We start from the raw sequence: 16,961 nt of genomic DNA on the forward strand, positions 1-16,961 counted from the left end.
CACCAGAGAAAAAACGCCTTTCCCACCACGGGGCATCGCACCTGTTCCACTCTCCCCGGCGCGAATACCGCGGCCCCCGGCGTCGCCCGGTCGAACCCACGCTACTCCCGCAATGGTTATTCGGCACCCGGACCGATCGTGTTACTCCCCTGTAGCGTCTAACGCATGCGGATCGCGGTGTTCACCGATTTCCACCCGGACAGCCTGGGTGGTATCCAGACATCGATCACAGCACAGGTCAATGCTTTTCGCCGTCTGGGACACCGGGTTTGCGTGTTCACCGCGCCCCTCGGCAGACGCGATGAGCCTGACTCGGACACCGTCGTGCTCCCGGAATTGCGAGCAGCGAGCCGCGTTGCGCATATTGCTTCCAAAGTCGATCAATACAGGTTCGTCGCGCCCAGTAATCGCAATATCGAAACGACGACACGGGAATTGACTCGGCGCGGCCCATTCGATATAGCACACATCCACAGCAGTTTCGGAGTGGCGGTTATCGGGATCCGCGCGGCCCGTGCGTGCGGCGTGCCCGTGGTGCAGACGATGCACAGCCGCGACGACGCGTTCTTCGAGCAGACCTCGCCGTTCCCGCTCGTCGGACCGGTCCTCCTCGGCCTCGCGCTCCGGCGGTACCTCGAATACCCGCCGCGCGTCACCGTCGCCGGCGACTCACGGTCCGCGGCCGTGTCCTGGCATTCGATGGCCGCCCAGGCGCACGCCGCCGACCACGTCGTCGCGCCCACCGAGCACTTCGCCAGGAGGCTCCGTGCGCACGGCGTGACCCGACCCCTGACCGTGGTCTCCAACGGCGTGGACGACGCGCTCGTCGACGCCGCACGTGCCGCATCCGAATCGCCACCCGGCATCGGGCTGCGCGCCGTCTACCTGGGGCGGCTGTCCGCGGAGAAGCGCGTGCGTGAGGCCGTCGACGCGGTGACGCGGGTGCCCGGCGTGACGCTCGACCTGTACGGCGACGGCGACCTGCAGCCTGCGCTCGAGCGGCTGGCCGCCGAGCGCGGCCGGGCCGACGACGTGCGCTGCCACGGGCGTGTTCCGCATCTGGATGCCCTATGCGCCCTCGCCGCCGCGGACATCGCGCTGGTGAACTCGTTCGACTTCGACACCCAATGCGTCGTGCTACTCGAGGCGACCGCGGTCGGTACTCCGGTCGTCTACTGCGACCCCGACCTCGCCGAATCCCTCGCGCCCGGCGGCGGCGTGTGCACGGCCGACAGCTCGACCGGTGCTCTGGCCCACGAGCTGCGGCGCCTGGCGGCGGACCGTCGGGCCGTCACGGCGATGTCCGACGCCCAACGGGCCGCATGGGACGCCCCGCGCCAGTCCCGTGTCACCGAACGCCTGCTCGACGTGTACCGCTCGCTCTAGCGAGGTGCGGCCGTCGCTACAGCTCCGGACGGCGCCGCAGGCGCCGCCGGAGTCGCCGGAGTCGTCGGGGCTGCCGGAGCGGTCGTCGCGGTCGCGGGAGCGGTGGGGGCACCCGAGTTCGGCACGCTGGGCGCCGCCGATCCCGCTGTGGAAGGTGCCGCGGGCGCGCTCGTCGCCGACGTGCCGAGCAGTGACGCGGTGTCCCCTCCCGGCGTGATGCCGAGCAGCGAGCCCCAGCCGGGGATCAGGTTCAGCATCGGGATGTCGGGCAGCTCCGGCTTTCCACCGGAAGCGAACGCCGCCGCCCAGTTCATCAGCGTCGCCGGTGCGGCCACGCCCGACGGGATCACCTGCGCACCGCCTGCGGGCGTCCAGAAGACCGTGCCCTTCTCGTACGACTGGAACATCGCCTGCCCGCCCGGAAGCAGCACCGGCGTGCCGGTGACCTTCCCGAGCTGGCCGCCCTCGCCTCCGGCGGCCTGGTACGCCTGCGCGATCGCCGCACCCGCCGTAGCGGCGGTCTGCTTGGGATCCGCGGGCGCCTGCTGGGCCTGGGCCACGGTCGGGACCTGCCCCTGACTCTGTGTCTGGACCTGGCTCTGCCCCTGCGTCGTCCCACCAGCGCTGGGAGCGATCTGCGACGAGTTGGGCGCCGTAGGCGTCGGGTTGTTCGTGTTCACGGACGGCTGCGCGGCGGCCGTCGGCACCTGCGCCGCAGCCGTCGGGACCGCGCCGGCAGCACTTGGGGCCTGGGCCGCTGTCGGGGCCTGGGCCGCTGCGGTCGGGGCCTGCGCGCCCGTGGCCGTGCCGGGCACCGTCGGTACCCCCGCCGCGGCCGGCGTGGACGCCGCGGCGGTGACCGCGCCGGTCGGCGCGGCGGGTGCGGCTGCCGCGACGGTCTCGGCGACCACGGCACCGGGCTGCCCGATCGGTCGCGCGGGTCCGACCTGCGGATCATCGGCGCGGGAGGCACCGTACTCGGTCTCGTAGACCCGGCCGTTCTGGGACATCACCAGACCTGCCGTGCTCGCGACGGCCCGGTCGGTCCGCGGGTCCTCCTTGTTCACCCCGCCGTACACCTGCGATCCCTGGGTGTCGTCGAAACCGTCGCCACGCTCGGCCCCCCGCACCAGCGCATACGAGCGCGCCGCTATCGCCTGCGCCTGCAGTGCGGCCGTACCGCCCTTGTCTGCCCAGTCCGGCGAGTTCTCGACGGAGACGACGCTGCGCACATAGTCCTCGAGGCCGACGGTGTTGTACACGCCGCCGTCTTTGGCGGTCAGGCTGCCGCGATACCCGGCGTTGCTGCCGCAGAAGCGCAGCACCTGGTCGGCGGGGAGGGACTGGTTGTTGCTGAGCGGGCGCACCGTGGCGTCCGGGGCCGGGAACGACGTGACAACGGGCCCGCCGCAGCCGGTGCGCACCGTAGCGGTGGCGCCCTGAATGCTGACGGCCTGTCCCGGAGCGACCTGCTGCCCGCCGACGACCGCACCCGCCGGGGCGAGCACGTCGAGGTTGCTCTGCTTGGTCAGCTTCACGGTGACGGGGCTGCCCGTGTTCACGGAACCCATGGTCGTGCCCGGGTAGTAGTGCCCGAGGATCTGCTGCGCGCTCCAGCCCTGCTTCGCGTACTCGAGCGCGCCGAGCTGACTCATCCCGCGGCCGTGCCCGCCCGCACTGCCGGGGGCGGTGTCGGCCGCCGTCTGCATGCGGGTGCCGTTATCGATGAGTGCGCCGCCGATCACCAACACGGGCACGGCGGCGAACACTGCGGCACGCGTGGCCCGCCGGCGTCGCGAACGACGAGGTCCTCCGTCGATCCACACGGGCATCTGGTGTCTCCTTCGTTCGTCGGTCTGGTCCCCACACCGGAGGCATAGGGCGCCATGGACGAGCACCGCACAGTCAGCGCGTGTTACTCCTGTGACTATTGCGCCTCAAGTAAACACCAATAACGATCAAAAGTCACACTGGCATCACACGCACCATTAGTTACATCGGCGGGATTCGGCCGCACGGACCGGGCGTGACGTGGGCCGCCTACCTCGGCGCCGCGGTCGCGATCGCCGGCGGGTTCGGTGTGGTCGGCCCAGCGGATACGGCCTGGGCCGACGGTGTGGCCGGCGCGACGCCGGGCGCAGTGGGCGCGCCCGAGTTCGGCACCGTCGGGGCCACGGAACCCGCATCCGACGACGGGGCCGCCGCCGTTGTCGCAACGGTGCCCAGCAGCGACGCGGTGTCACCGCCCGGCGTGATGCCGAGCAGCGAGCCCCAGCCGGGGATCAGGTTCAGCAGAGGGATGTTCGGCAGGTCCGGCTTTCCACCCGACGCGAACGCCGCCGCCCAGTTCATCAGCGTCTGGGGCGCCGCCACGCCGGACGGGATGACCTGCGCGCCCGCCGTCGGAGTCCAGAACACGGTGCCCTTCTCGTACGACTGGAACATCGCCTGGGCACCGGGCAGCAGCACGGGCGTGCCCGTGACCTTGCCCAGCGAGCCGCCATCGCCGCCCGACGCCTGGTACGCCTGCGCTATCGCCGCGGCAGCTGTGACCGCCGCCTGCTTCGGATCCGTCACGGTAGGAGCCGCCTGCTGTATCTGCGTCACCACGGGCGCTACCGCAGCGCCGGCGCTGGGCGCGATCTGTGCTGCGTTGGGTGCCGTGGGGACGGGGTTCAGTGGGTTGACGGACGGGGCCGCTGCCACTGTCGGGACCGCTGCCGCCGTCGGGACCGCGGCGACGCCCGGGATCGGAGTCACCGCCGGGATGGTCACCCCGACGACCGGATCCGCGACGACCTCACCCGGCGTCGCGGTCTCGGTCTCGGCGACGTTGCGCACCTCCGCGGGCCCCCGGTCGCCCGACTTCGGGGCGACGGGCTTCGGGGCCTCGATGACGAACACGTCGGATCGGAGACCGAGTCTGCTGCGGATGTCCATGCCGGACACCGTCTTCGTGCCCCGCGTTCCGACCACGGTCACCTGCTCGGCACGCGGCACATCGCGGCCCTGAACCTTGGTGACCTTGATGGACTCGAGCCTCCCGACGCCGAACTTCGAGCCGATGTCGTTGGCGGATACGGTCTGGGTCCACTTCTTGTACGGCGACGCGGCATCGCCGGCGTCGGGGACCGCGGGGAATGTGCCGCCTGCGGTGTAGCCGCCGGTCGAGGACGAGAACTCGGTCTGAGCGACGCTGCCGTTCTTGGAGACGACGAGCCCCGCGGTGGTCGCAATCGCCTTGTCGGTGCGCGGATCCTCCTTGGCGACGCCGCCGTACACCTGGGAGGCCTGGGTGTCGTCGAACTTCAGCCCCCGGGCCTTCGACGCGGACAACGCGTACGAGCGCGCGGCGACGGCCTGCGCCCGGAGCGCCTGGAAGCCGCCCTCATCGGCCCATTCGGCGGGACTCTCGGCGGGCACGACGCCACGCAGGTAGTCGTCGACGCCCGCGGTGTTGTAGACCTTGCCGTCCTTAAGGGCGATGCTGCCGCGGTAGGCGGCGTTGCTGCCGCAGAACGTGAGCAGTTCCCTAGCGGGCCGGTTCAGGCCCACCGCGACGGGATTCACCGTCGCGTTCGGGACCTGGAAGCGTCTCACTACGGGGCCACCGCAACCGCGTCGCACGGTCGCGGTGGTCCCGTCCAGACTCACCGCCTGGCCCGGGGCGACAACCTTCCCCGCGACCACTGCGCCGGCGCCCGCGTAGACGTCCACCCGGCGCTGCTTCGTGAGCTGCGTAGTCACCGGGGTGTTCCCGTCCACCTTTCCCAACGCGGTGCCACCGTAGTAGTGAGCCAAGATCTTTTCAGCGGACCAGCCCGCCTTCGCGTAGCCGAAGGCGCCCCACTGGCCCATGCCACGACCGTGCCCGTTGCCCGAGCCCACGAACGTCACCGACGGCGCGGCGGCCGCGGCGTCGGACGGCTCCGACGTCGTGCTGCCACCGACCATCAGGCCGCCCAGCGCCACGGCGGGAACCGCGGCGAGAGCCGCGTAGCGCAGCACGCTCTGCCGTCGGGAGATGCGGGGGCCTCCGTCGATCCACACGGGCATGGGGTTCTCCTTCGATCACAGACAGGCGCACGAGTGCTGTTACTCGTGTGACTGGTGTGACTACAGTAAACCCCAGAACTACGTAGATGTCACTCTAACAACACGCGTATCGCGAACACGCGACTCCCGACCCGGCTACAGCCAGCGCTCCAGGACCGCGGCGACGCCGTCGTCGACGTTCGCGGCGGTCGTGAGATCCGCGGCGGCGCGGGCAGCGGGATGAGCATTGGCGACAGCGATACCGACGCCCGCCCAGTGCAGCATCTCGGTGTCGTTCGGCATGTCACCGAACGCGGCGACGCGTGCCTCCGCCGGCAGCCCGAGATACTTCAGGGCGGCGCGTACGCCCGAGGCCTTGGTGACACCCGGGACGTGGAACTCGAGAAGCCCGTTGTTGGAGGCGTACGTGACATCCGCGATACCACCGAGGTGCGGCGCCACGCGCGCGTACATCTCGTCGCTGGTCAGCCCGGGCTGCCGTACCAGCAGCTTTACGGCGGGGCCGTCGATCACGCCCGCGTCGTCCGCCTCGACCGTGTCCGGGTCCAGCCATGCGTGCTGGTAACCCGTCGAAGCTACGAACGACGGAGTCGCCGCATCGTGCTCACCCGTCACGACGCGCTCGGCGGCGAAGCCGGCGCCGGGCAGGTACTCGTACACGAGCTCTGCGATCTGCGCGAGCTGCTCAGGCGACAGCAAGGACGCCGACACGACCCTCCCGGATCCGGTGTCGTACAGCACCGCACCGTTCGCGGCGACGGCGAGCGGCGCGAAGTCCAGCTGTGCCGCGATCGGATCGACGGCTCGCGGCGGCCGTCCCGTCGCCAGCACGAACGCCGTGCCCGCGTCCCGGAGGGCCGAGAGGGTCCGTCGGGTCCGGGGGCTGAGCAACTCGTCGGGCCCCACCAGGGTTCCGTCGACATCGCTCGCGACGAGCAGCGGGCGCTCACCCAGCGCGGCGCGCGCGGGGACGGCGACCACGGGAGCAGCGTCAGTCATCCCGCCCCTCACGCCGCCGACGGCGCTCGTCGAGTTCTGCGGCATCCAGCGCGTCGGCCTCCTCCAGCGTCGGGGCCGAGCCGCCCAGGCGTGCGGGTACCCACGGCTCACCCTGGGGGTGCGCGCCGTACAGGTGTTGCAGTTGATCCAGCATCGCCTGCATCTCGCGCTTGAGACGTGCCGTGAGCGCATCCGGCGGACCGACCGGGTCGATCGGGTCGCATACTCCGATCATCACACGGAAGTTGTTGCGGCCCAGGCGCTTCGGCAGCCCCTTGGTCCAGATCTGCTGCGCCCCCCACACGACGACGGGAACGATCGGCACGTCCGCCTCGATGGCCATGCGGGCGGCTCCGGACTTGAAGGCCTTCAACTCGAAGCTGCGGCTGTGCGTCGCCTCTGGGTACACGCCGACGAGTTCACCGGATCGGAGCGCGGCGACGGCGGCCTGATACGCCTCGGACCCGGCCTCGCGGTCGACGGGGATGTGGCGCAGGGCCCGCATGATCGGTCCCGACTTGGGATCGTCGAAGACCTCCTTCTTGGCCATGAACCGCACCTTGCGTCGCCCGGCAGCGAATGCGGGCTTACCGGCGAAGGGGAAGTCGAGGTAACCGGTGTGATTGATCGCGACGACGGCGCCACCGGCGCGGGGGAACTTGTGGAAGTCGACCTCGGTGAATCTGATGCCCTGCAGGGCCCACATGGCGCGCGCGACTTCGAGGACGGTGCCGTAGACGGGTTCCACGGGCGCCAGCGTAGCCGCAGCGCGCGGCGCGGGTGCAGCTGGCGGGCGATTACCCTGGTACCCGATTCGGGCTCCGCAGGCCCCGACACCAGCCCCTAACGAAAGGCTTCCACCGTGCAGGTCACCAGCGTTGGTCACGCGGGCTTCCACATCACCACAGCCGCCGGCACCATCCTGTGCGACCCGTGGGTCAACCCCGCGTACTTCGGTTCGTGGTTCCCGTTCCCCGACAACACGCAGCTGGACTGGAAGGCGCTCGGCGACGTCGACTACCTGTACGTATCCCACCTGCACCGGGACCACTTCGACGAGAAGAACCTGGTCGAGAACATCAGCAAGGACGCCACCGTCCTGCTGCCGGACTACCCCGTACCGGACCTGCGCCGCGAGCTCGAGCGCCTCGGCTTCACCAAGTTCTTCGAGACGCAGGACTCGGTCCGCCACACCGTCAGCGGCCCCAAGGGCGACTTGGACGTGATGATCATCGCCCTGCGCGCACCCGCAGACGGGCCGATCGGCGACTCGGGCCTGGTCGTATCCGACGGCGAGACCACCCTGTTCAACATGAACGACGCCCGGCCCGTCGATATGGACGTCCTCGGTGAGGAGTTCGGGCACATCGACGTGCACCTGCTGCAGTACTCGGGCGCGATCTGGTACCCGATGGTCTACGACATGCCCCGCGGTTCCAAGCGGCGATTCGCGGAGCAGAAGCGTCAGCGCGGCATGGACCGGGCGCGCAGCTACGTCGACCAGGTGGCGGCCAGCTGGGTCGTTCCGTCCGCGGGGCCGCCCGCGTTCCTGGACCCGGAGTTGCGCTACCTGAACGACGAGGGCCGCGTCGACGCGGACACGGTCGGCGGCGACCTGTCGAACATCTTCCCCGACCAGATCACCTTCCTCGAGGAGATGAAGAAGGCTGGGAACGGGAGCGAGAAGCCGGGGCAGGGCCTGCTCTTCATCCCCGGCACCGTCGGTGACTTCCGCGGGACCGAGATGCTGTCGCTGACCCATCCCGTCCCCGAGGAGGAGGTCATGCGGATCTTCGAGTCCAAGACCGAGTACCTCGACGCGTTCGCCGAGCGCCAGGCCCCCGTACTCGCCGCCGAGAAGGCTTCCTGGGCGGCCGACGACGGTGTGCCCCTCATCGGGGCGCTGCGCGCCAAGTTCGAGCCGATCATGGCCGCCTCCGACCTGATCTGCGACGGAATCGGCTACCCGGTCGGCCTGGAGATGGGCGACGAGACGGTAGTCCTCGACTTCCCCGATCGCGTGGTGCGGGAACCCAAGGACGACGACGGCAAGTACCGCTACGGCTTCCGCATCGCCCCCGAGCTCGTGCGCACGGTCCTACGCGACGACGAACCCGATTGGGTCAATACGATCTTCCTGTCCACCCGGTTCACGACGTGGCGCATCGGCGGGTACAACGAGTTCCTCTACACGTTCTTCAAATGCCTCACCGACGAGCGGATCGCATACGCCGACGGCTGGTTCTCCGAGGCGCACGACGACACCGCGTCCACCGAGCTGGCCGGCTGGGAGGTCCAGCGGCGCTGCCCGCACCTGAAGGCCGATCTGTCGAAGTTCGGCGTCGTCGAGGGCGAGAAACTTACCTGCAACCTGCACGGATGGCAGTGGGATCTGAGTTCTGGGCGGTGTCTCACCTCATCGGGCCACGAGCTGCGGGCCCGCAAGCTGGACGCCTAGCCTCCAGACCGGCGTTGTGGAACCCGGTGCGGCTATGGGACCTGGCCCAGCGGCGCAGCCGCCTGCCGCGGCGGTGGAACCTGCGGTGTGGTGGCGCCGCCCGCCCGGATAAGTCCTGACGGGTTGCGTCACGCTCGTCGTCGCAGCGTGGCTGTGGGAAGAGTCGGCGCCTGACGGCGACCTGTTCCCGGCGATGAGTGTCTTCCTCTGCGCCGCCGCGCTGATCGTGGTCTGGTCTACGCGAATCATCTTGGCACTGTTCACGTCTAGCCAGTGGGGGTGGCGCCACCTCGTGATCCCGGTCGTCGGCGTCGCCGGACTGTCGGCCTCGACCTGGGGGCTGCCCGCCGAGCTGCGCTGGTCCGTCGGGCGCCCGTACCTGGAGCGTGCCGCCCAGGCCGCGCTCATCGACCCACGAGCGGAATTCCGCGACGACCACGGCCGCAGGGTCGACACCTTCCCGGTCACGGGCACCGCAAAGGAGGACGGCATCGTGCGTTTCACCCTGAGGCCGGGCGGGTCCGTCACCGTATTCGACTACGCCTACGTGCCGGACGCACGGTCTCGGCCGCCAGCGGGCGGCGGGTACCACCACCGCCACATCGACGGTCCCTGGTGGCTCGAGATCCGAGACTGACGGCACTCGCTCTGAATCAGAACGCTCCGGTTCCTGTTCGACGTCGGCGCACTACGGCATCTGCCCGAGCAGTGCGCACGCACGCCGTTCATGAAGTGATCTTGACATCCGATAGTGACGTGCATTACATCTCTACATCAGGAACGTACGCGTTCCACATTTACGGGGCTAGGTCGAGGTGGGATATGGCGATGACATGGGCACGACGGACGGCGTGGGCGATCGTGGCGATCGTCACCGCCGCCTGCATGGGAGCAGCACCAGGCGCCGCCGCGCCGCCGCCCGCAGGCGGCGGCTGGAACGACTTCCACTGCCGCCCCTCGGCCCGACACCCGCAGCCGGTCGTGTTCGCGCACGGCATGACCGCGAACGGGCTGGAGAACTGGTTCTACCTGTCGAACATCTTCGCGCGCGCCGGCTATTGCGTGTTCACCCCCACCTACGGCCAGACCGCGTTGGGGCTCGGCTGGGCCGGTGGGCTCGACTCACTGGCCACCGCGGCGGCTCAGCTCGGATATCACGTCGATCAGGTACGCAAGGCGACCGGCGCGAAGAAGGTGGACATCATCGGCCACTCCGAGGGCACCACGGTGGCCGCCTATTACATGAAGGCGCTCGGTGGAGCCCGGGTCGTGGACCGCTACGCCGGATTCGGCACCAACTATCGGGGTACCACCCTGTACGGCCTGACCGCTCTCATGACGCAGCTGGGTCTGTCGGACGCCATCCGCTCGATCGGCTGCGGTGCCTGCGCCGACTTCGCACCCGGATCCACGTTCCTGCGCAAGCTGAACTCGGGTGGGACGCCGGCCGTTCCAGGTCCGCACTACCTGAACATCTCCAGCGAGAACGACGAGGTCGTGCTGCCGTACACGAGCGGGCAGATGCCGCCCGCCCCCAACGTGCGCAACGTGATCCTTCAGCAGGTCTGCCCGACGGACCTGTCGGGGCACCTCGCCATGGCGATCTCACCGAATGTCGCCGCCCTGATCCTCCGGGACTTCGATCCGGAGTTCACTACGCCGCTCGAATGCTTCGCGGTCGTCGGCGACCAGAAGTCGCCCCCGAGCGTGGGGGTGCCGTTCCCGCTCTGACTCCTCCGGAGGCATCTCGGCCCGGCAGCACACGGGTAGATTGAGCGGCCGTGACACCATCGACCCGCGGTCGCTCCCAAGGCGAGGGAGGCCGCTCGGCGCCTGCCACGGGACGCCCGTACGGCGGGATGGACGCGCATACCCGTCATAACGAACGACGAGTCCGGCTCGAGGAGGCCGCCCTGGACCTGTTCGCTACGAAGGGCTATCGACACACCACGGTGTCCGCGATCTGCGAGTCCGCGCGGGTGTCGAGGCGGCACTTCTACGAGCAGTTCGGCGACCGCGAATCGGTGCTGCGGGACCTGTACGACACCGTGCAGGAGCGGACGCGCGACGCAGTGCTCGAAGCGATCGGCACGTACACGCGCGCCCACGCCTCGGCGCCGCTCGATCGGCGCGCGCTGATCGCGGCCGCACTCACCGCATACGTCGCGGCCCTGGTCGACGATCCGCGCGCGCTACGAGTGGCCTTCGTCGAGGTGGTCGGCGTGAGCACCGAGTTCGAGGAGCACCGTCTGAGCAGTCGCCGCGAGTGGGCGCAGCTGCTGCAGGGCGCCGCCGCGGCGGCAGGCGCCGCGCCCGCCGCCCCGTGGGTGTACACGGGGTTCATCCCGACGGTCAACGAGTTCCTGATGGCCTGGTGGCAGTGGGCAGAGGGCGGCACCGATCCGGGCGACCTGGTCTCGGTTCTGACGTCCGTCCTGACGGCGATGCTCACGGACGATCGCGGCGACGGGCAGCACGCCTGAGCCTGTGCCGCCTGTCGATCCGCCACACGATCGTCGCAGTGCGACGGCCCACCGATCGAACGGACCGGGACGCCTACTTGGGCGCGATGACGTCCGTGCCGAGGAAGGGCGCGAGCGCAGCGGGTACGCGGATCGAACCGTCGGCCTGCTGGTGGTTCTCCCAGATCGACACGAGCCAGCGGGTGGTGGCGAGCGTGCCGTTGAGGGTCGCGGCGACCTGCGGGCGACCGTCGGCGTCGCGGTACCGGATGTTCAGGCGGCGCGCCTGGAACGTTGTGCAATTCGACGTAGACGTGAGTTCACGGTACCGGCCCTGCGACGGGACCCAGCCCTCGCAGTCGTACTTCCGTGCGGCCGACGATCCCAGGTCGCCGCCCGCGATGTCGATGACACGGTAGGGCACCTCGATCGCCGCGAGCATCTCCTTCTCCCAGGCGAGCAGGCGCTTGTGCTCGTCCGCGGCCTCCTCGGGGCGGCAATAGACGAACATCTCGATCTTGTCGAACTGGTGCACACGGATGATGCCGCGGGTGTCCTTGCCGTACGACCCGGCCTCGCGGCGGAAGCAGCTCGACTGCGCGGCGTACCGACGGGGCCCGTCGGCGAGGTCGATGATCTCGTTCATGTGGTAGCCGGCCAGCGGAACCTCCGAGGTGCCGACCAGGTACAGATCATCCTCTTCGAGATGGTAGATCTCGTCGGCGTGCGCTCCCAGGAAGCCGGTGCCGCCCATGACGTCGGGCCGCACGAGGACCGGCGGGATCATCAGCTGGAAGCCGTTGGCTACGGCTTTCTGCACCGCGAGCTGCAGCAGCGCCATCTGGAACAGCGCGCCCTGTCCGGTCAGGAAGTAGAAGCGCGAGCCCGACACCTTGGCCCCGCGATCCATGTCCAGCAGGCCCAGGGTCTCGCCGAGCTCGAGGTGGTCGCGCGGTCGGGCGATGTCCGGGATCTCGCCGACCCGCTCGAGCTCGACGAAGTCGTCCTCGCCGCCGGGGGGGACCCCGTCCTCGATGACGTTCGAGAGCTGCCGTGCCGTCGCGTCGAAGGCGGCGTCGGCGGCGTTCTGGGCCGCTTCGGCCTCCTTGACGCGGGCGCTGAGCTCCTGCGCAGCCGCGAGCATCGCGGGACGGTCCTCCTCGGCTGCCTGGCCGATCGACTTCGAAGCCGCCTTCTGCTCGGCGCGCAGTGTGTCCGCGGAGAGCACCGCGGCGCGCCGCTCGGTGTCGGCCGCCAGGACGGCGTCGACGAGAGCCGGGTCCTCGCCGCGATTGCGCTGCGAGGCGCGCACGCGGTCGGGGTCTTCGCGGAGGAGCTTGACGTCGATCACGGCTACAACCCTAACGTGGCAGGTCCACCCGGATTCCCGCCTACCTGGTCGCGACGCGCGCGAACCAGGCATGATGGGGGCGATGCCTGAGTCGACGCCCACACACAAGCGCAGGATCGGCAGCGGGCACGCCCGCGTACTGCTGGTAGCCGTCATCGTCGGTGCGGTCGTGGTGGCCGTGGTCGCCGCGGTGACCGGGCACCTGTCGGAGCGGTCACCCTTCCACGAGACCGCCGAGGGGCCGCGCGCGAAGCCCGCCGCCTCGGACTTCGCGGCGTCGAAGGCCGGCGACTGCGTGACCTGGAACGGCACCGACACGGCCGCTCTGCGACTCGTACCGTGCACGAATCCGCACAAGTTCGAGGTCGCCGGCGATCTACCGCGGGCATTCGGCGCCAAGGATCCCTACCCGACGGACGCGGTGCTCTCGACCACCCGCACACAGCAGTGCTCGCCTCTGGTCGCGTCGTACCTCGACAAGCGTCTCGATCCCATGGGCCGCTTCCAGGTGGGGCTGCTCGGGCCGAACGCGGCGGCCTGGGCCGGCGGTGAACGCACCATGCGGTGCGGCGTAGAGATGGTCGACGGGACCGGGACGCCGCAGGAGATGACGGGCAAGGTCGCCGACCAGGACCAGTCCGTCGCGTGGCCGGTAGGCACGTGCGTCGGGGTCAGCCCGCAGGGGCAGGCGACCGCACCGGTCGACTGCTCCGAACCGCACGCCTTCGAAGTGACCGGCGATATCGACATGGCGGGCCAGTTCGGCGGTCCGAACGCATCCTGGCCGACACTGCAGACACAGGAGACCTACCTGGCCAAACAGTGTCCCGCGCTCACCAATACGTGGTTCGGCGCATCCGACGGGCTCCGCAAGTCCAGCCTGCAGCTGCAGTGGACGAAGTTGGCGCAGCCGTCGTGGTCGGCTGGTTCGCGCAAGGTCATCTGCTTCATCGGCTCCAGCTCCAAGACCACCAGGGGCTTCGCGCCGCTCACCGGCTCCGCGAAGAGCGGCGATCTGCTCATCGCCGGCAAGAAGCCGGCTGGTCTGGGCCCGCCCGGACGCCGCCTGCCGACGCCGGTGCCGCTGCCTCCGGGGATGGCACCCAACCCGCAGACCGTTCCGGCCGGCGGCTGATGTTCCGGGTGAGCGCGACCCAGTTCGAGGACTGGGTCGGCGACGCGCTGGACGACGTGCCCGAGGAACTCCTGAGCGCCATGTCCAATGTGGTCATCCTGGTGCGTGATCGCAACGCCGAGGACCCGACACTGCTCGGCCTGTACGAGGGCGTCGACCTCACCCGCCGCACAACCGAGTACAGCGCCCTACCCGATCGGATCACCATCTACCGTGAGCCGCTCATGGCCCTGGCATCGTCCGAGACTCAGCTACGCGAGGAGATCCGGGTGACCGTGCTACACGAGGTAGGCCATCACTTCGGCATCGACGACCACCGTCTACACGAGCTGGGCTGGGGCTAGTACAGCCACACCACCGCGTTGTCGCCGCCGGTGCACTCGATCAAGGTGGTCGTCCGATCCGCGTAGTCGCACACCATGTCGTAGGGAGTGCCCGTGGTAGGGCTGAACACCTGGCTCAGCGTGCCGGGATGCCCCATGGCGTTGTAGGCGGCCCGGACGTTCTCTGCGAACGGGCAACTCGTGACGCTGTTCACGGCGGACTTCTGGAGCGTTCCGGACCCGGCGGTCGAGTCGCAATAGGTGTCGACCTCACCCGCCGGCGGCGTGCCCGGCGATCGTGTGGTCGGCGAGGCCGAGCCCGTGTCAGTGGCGGGTCCACCCGTTGCGGTCACCGTGGATACCGACGGCGCGGCGCTCGTCCCCGAGGGGCCCCCGAACACGAGGTACGCGCCCACGCCCAGGCAGGCCACGATGACGACGATGCTGGCGACCATCACAGCGATCCACACTGGCCTGCCGCCCGAAGACCGCTGCGGGTACGGCGCCGGGTAGCCACCCGATCGGTACGCGCCGGGGGGATAGCTGCCGGTACCGTGCGGGCCCGTCGGCGGTGAGCCCTGGTGGCCCGGATAGCCGGCCACGGGCGGCTGCGATGTGTACGCGGTCGGGCCGGCCGCATAACCGCCCGCAACCGTCTCGTCGGCGTCGTAGGCGCGGTAACCGTGTCGGTCGCCGTCGTCCGCGCTGTACGCCTGGCGCATCTCCGTAGGCGGGTAGGAGGGGTCGGGCTCGCGGGGGTCCCGGTCGGCCCCGCTCCCCTGCCTGCTCATCTCGCCTGCCCCCTGGTCGACCTCATCGGCCCTCCGTCCGCCCGCTGGCATACCGGCCTCGTCGATCTCGACCATAGCGCCGGACCGCGATGGGTTTCAGCCCATCGGGTCGGCATCCGAGCGGGTCGTCTCGCCCCAGGACACGAGCCGCCAGCGGTCGCCCTCGGGAGCGAGGACCACCTCGGACGCATTGGCCAGGTGGTTGTCGAATGCGAAATCGGCGGGCACACCCGCCAGGCGCGCCGCGGCGAGGCGGATGGCCGCGCCGTGGCTGACCAGGTACACGTCGCCGCCTGGCAGATCGTCCTCGCGGATCCGGTCGACGGCCGCGATATACCGCTCGAGGAGATCGTCGACGGACTCGCCACCCTCGGAGCGCGCCGCGCCGTCACCGTCGTGCCACCGCCGCACGAACTCGCGGAACCGCTCTAGGGCGGCCTCGTCGTTGCGGCCCTCGAGATCGCCGACCTGGATCTCGTGGACACCGTCGACGACGCGGTACGGAACCCCCCAGCCCTTGCCGATCAGGTCGGCGGTCTGCTGCGCGCGCCGCGCGACCGAGCTGAGTAGAGCGGCGGGCCGAACGCCGGGACGATCGGCGGCGAAGCGGCGCGCCTGATCCCGTCCCTCGGCTGTCAGCGCCGCACCCGGCGGACGGGTGTCGAGGATCTTCTCCACATTCGCCGTGGTCTGTCCGTGCCGAATCAGGTGCAGTGTGCCGGTCACCGGTCCCCCTTCCTCAGTGCGTCCAGCCAGCGTGCTGAATCGCCGCGCTCGGGCGGCGCGACTCCGCCGCCTGCGGGCCGCGGCCAGGATCCCAGGAAACGCACGTCATCGCACACCCGGTGCAGCGCGCCCAGCGCCTCGGCGACGGCGGGGTCATCGATGTGCCCAACACAGTCGAGGTGGAAGACATACTCCCCCAACGCCGTTCGCTTCGGGCGGGACTCGATGCGCGTGAGATCGATTCCGCGCAGCGCGAACTCGAACATCGCGAGGGCGAGCGAACCGGGCCGGCTCGGGACGTCGAGGACCACGGACGTGCAGTCGCTTCCGGTGCGCGGCGGGACGGGCCCGGGCCGGCCGCACAGGACGAAGCGCGTGCGGGCATCGGCCACATCCGCTACGGACGTGGCCAGCTCGGGTACGCCGTACATCTCGGCCGCCAGCGCGGTCGTCACGGCGGCATCGGCCTTTCCCAACGAAACATCCTGCGCAGCACCGGAATTCGACGACGCAACGACGATCTCGGCGGCGGGCAGGTGCTCGGCGACCCACTCGCGTACCTGCGCCGACGCCACCGGGAAGGCGGCAACGGTACGCACCTCCGGCAGGGGAACACGACCGGCGATCGAGAAGCTGACCGCGAGGTCCGTCTCGGCGAAGATCTGCAGGTGCGGGCCGAATCCGAGGGTGTCCACGGTCGGCGTGACCTGCCCCTCGACCGAGGACTCGATGGGCACACACGCGAGGTCGACGGAACCGTCGGCAACCATCCCGAGCGCCACGATGGGCGACGGCGCTGCCACGCGCTCGATGCCGGCGGGATCGCCCCCGGCCGGCAGCCCGGGGGCGCTCAGCTCCCCGCGCGCCGCAAGATCCACGCAGCGCAGCACCGCCATCTCCGTGAAGGTCCCTGCGGGGCCGAAGTAGGCGATGCGCGACACGCTGTGAGCCTACAGACCGGCCTCGGCCAGGTACTGCGCGACCGCGCCCACCTCGTCGCCGGCCACCAGGTGGGCCAATCGTTCGCGTACGGCGTCGCGGGCCATGGGGTTCAGCGCCGCGAGGCGGGCGGCGTCGGGCGACTCGACGGCGGACGGGATGTCGAATCCCGTCAGAGCGGCGACGGTCCCCGCCACGACCGCAAGCGCGGCGGCGCCGTCCGCGACGCGCACCGCGAAGCCCGGGCCCTCGTCGTGGACTCCCCACACCAGGAACTCGGCGAGCGCGATGGCGTCACCGTCGTACTCGAAGAGGCGGCGCCCCTCGGGCGGCGA

15 protein-coding genes and 1 pseudogene are annotated in these 16,961 nt (G+C 70.1%); 7 read left to right on the forward strand and 9 right to left on the reverse strand.

Annotated features, from left to right (window positions below; translation table 11 throughout):
- The first annotated feature begins 165 nt into the window (after nucleotides 1–165).
- The gene (locus tag P0W64_RS16215) at nucleotides 166–1,386 is read left to right on the forward strand and encodes a glycosyltransferase (protein ID WP_275481193.1); all 1,221 of its coding nucleotides are present in this window, start codon (nucleotides 166–168) and stop codon (nucleotides 1,384–1,386) included.
- Here the strand turns inward: P0W64_RS16215 and P0W64_RS16220 are convergent.
- The 4 genes from P0W64_RS16220 to P0W64_RS16235 all read right to left on the reverse strand — a co-directional run bounded on the left by P0W64_RS16220 (nucleotide 1,383) and on the right by P0W64_RS16235 (nucleotide 7,189).
- Entirely contained in the window at nucleotides 1,383–3,218 is a 1,836-nt protein-coding gene (locus P0W64_RS16220) for a SpoIID/LytB domain-containing protein (protein WP_275481194.1), read from the reverse strand. The two genes, P0W64_RS16215 and P0W64_RS16220, sit on opposite strands and share 4 nt — an antisense overlap.
- Nucleotides 3,219–3,426: 208 nt before the next feature.
- Nucleotides 3,427–5,442, reverse strand: coding sequence for a SpoIID/LytB domain-containing protein (locus P0W64_RS16225; protein ID WP_275481195.1), 2,016 nt, complete (start codon nucleotides 5,440–5,442; stop codon nucleotides 3,427–3,429).
- Between the two features lie 135 nt (nucleotides 5,443–5,577).
- Nucleotides 5,578–6,441, reverse strand: coding sequence for an HAD family hydrolase (locus P0W64_RS16230; RefSeq protein WP_275481196.1), 864 nt, complete (start codon nucleotides 6,439–6,441; stop codon nucleotides 5,578–5,580).
- The gene (locus P0W64_RS16235) at nucleotides 6,434–7,189 is read right to left on the reverse strand and encodes a lysophospholipid acyltransferase family protein (protein ID WP_275481197.1); all 756 of its coding nucleotides are present in this window, start codon (nucleotides 7,187–7,189) and stop codon (nucleotides 6,434–6,436) included. The genes P0W64_RS16230 and P0W64_RS16235 overlap by 8 nt, the downstream gene beginning before the upstream one ends.
- Before the next feature lie 114 nt (nucleotides 7,190–7,303).
- On the opposite strand from P0W64_RS16235, the gene P0W64_RS16240 reads away from it, so the two are divergent.
- From P0W64_RS16240 to P0W64_RS16255, 4 genes are all read left to right on the forward strand, one after another.
- The gene (locus P0W64_RS16240; RefSeq protein WP_275481198.1) at nucleotides 7,304–8,899 is read left to right on the forward strand and encodes an MBL fold metallo-hydrolase; all 1,596 of its coding nucleotides are present in this window, start codon (nucleotides 7,304–7,306) and stop codon (nucleotides 8,897–8,899) included.
- Between the two features lie 193 nt (nucleotides 8,900–9,092).
- Complete coding sequence (locus P0W64_RS16245) at nucleotides 9,093–9,536, forward strand: hypothetical protein (protein WP_275481199.1); 444 nt, start codon at nucleotides 9,093–9,095, stop codon at nucleotides 9,534–9,536.
- 191 nt (nucleotides 9,537–9,727) lie between these two features.
- Complete coding sequence (locus P0W64_RS16250; RefSeq protein WP_275481200.1) at nucleotides 9,728–10,630, forward strand: alpha/beta fold hydrolase; 903 nt, start codon at nucleotides 9,728–9,730, stop codon at nucleotides 10,628–10,630.
- Nucleotides 10,631–10,680: 50 nt separating this feature from the next.
- On the forward strand, nucleotides 10,681–11,382 hold the full coding sequence (locus P0W64_RS16255) for a TetR/AcrR family transcriptional regulator (RefSeq protein WP_275481201.1): 702 nt from the start codon (nucleotides 10,681–10,683) through the stop codon (nucleotides 11,380–11,382).
- Nucleotides 11,383–11,455: 73 nt separating this feature from the next.
- Here the strand turns inward: P0W64_RS16255 and serS are convergent, their stop codons facing one another.
- Entirely contained in the window at nucleotides 11,456–12,712 is a 1,257-nt protein-coding gene (gene serS, locus P0W64_RS16260) for a serine--tRNA ligase (protein WP_275481202.1), read from the reverse strand.
- A gap of 82 nt (nucleotides 12,713–12,794) precedes the next feature.
- On the opposite strand from serS, the gene P0W64_RS16265 reads away from it, so the two are divergent.
- The gene (locus tag P0W64_RS16265; RefSeq protein ID WP_275481203.1) at nucleotides 12,795–13,847 is read left to right on the forward strand and encodes a septum formation family protein; all 1,053 of its coding nucleotides are present in this window, start codon (nucleotides 12,795–12,797) and stop codon (nucleotides 13,845–13,847) included.
- A complete protein-coding gene (locus tag P0W64_RS16270; protein ID WP_275481204.1) occupies nucleotides 13,847–14,191 on the forward strand; it encodes a metallopeptidase family protein in 345 nt (114 codons plus the stop codon). Before P0W64_RS16265 ends, P0W64_RS16270 begins: the two co-directional genes overlap by 1 nt.
- Here the strand turns inward: P0W64_RS16270 and P0W64_RS16275 are convergent.
- The 4 genes and pseudogenes from P0W64_RS16275 to P0W64_RS16290 all read right to left on the reverse strand — a co-directional run.
- Complete coding sequence (locus P0W64_RS16275) at nucleotides 14,188–15,036, reverse strand: hypothetical protein (protein WP_275481205.1); 849 nt, start codon at nucleotides 15,034–15,036, stop codon at nucleotides 14,188–14,190. The two genes, P0W64_RS16270 and P0W64_RS16275, sit on opposite strands and share 4 nt — an antisense overlap.
- Nucleotides 15,037–15,057: 21 nt before the next feature.
- Nucleotides 15,058–15,687 (reverse strand): histidine phosphatase family protein, encoded by a 630-nt coding sequence (locus P0W64_RS16280; RefSeq protein ID WP_275481206.1) that lies wholly within the window; start codon nucleotides 15,685–15,687, stop codon nucleotides 15,058–15,060.
- On the reverse strand, nucleotides 15,684–16,628 hold the full coding sequence (pheA, locus tag P0W64_RS16285; protein ID WP_275481207.1) for a prephenate dehydratase: 945 nt from the start codon (nucleotides 16,626–16,628) through the stop codon (nucleotides 15,684–15,686). Before pheA ends, P0W64_RS16280 begins: the two co-directional genes overlap by 4 nt.
- 9 nt (nucleotides 16,629–16,637) lie before the next feature.
- A pseudogene (locus P0W64_RS16290) lies at nucleotides 16,638–16,961 on the reverse strand (hypothetical protein); the annotation flags it as partial.

The sequence above is a fragment of the Tsukamurella sp. 8F genome (assembly GCF_029167375.1).
Lineage (GTDB): Bacteria > Actinomycetota > Actinomycetes > Mycobacteriales > Mycobacteriaceae > Tsukamurella.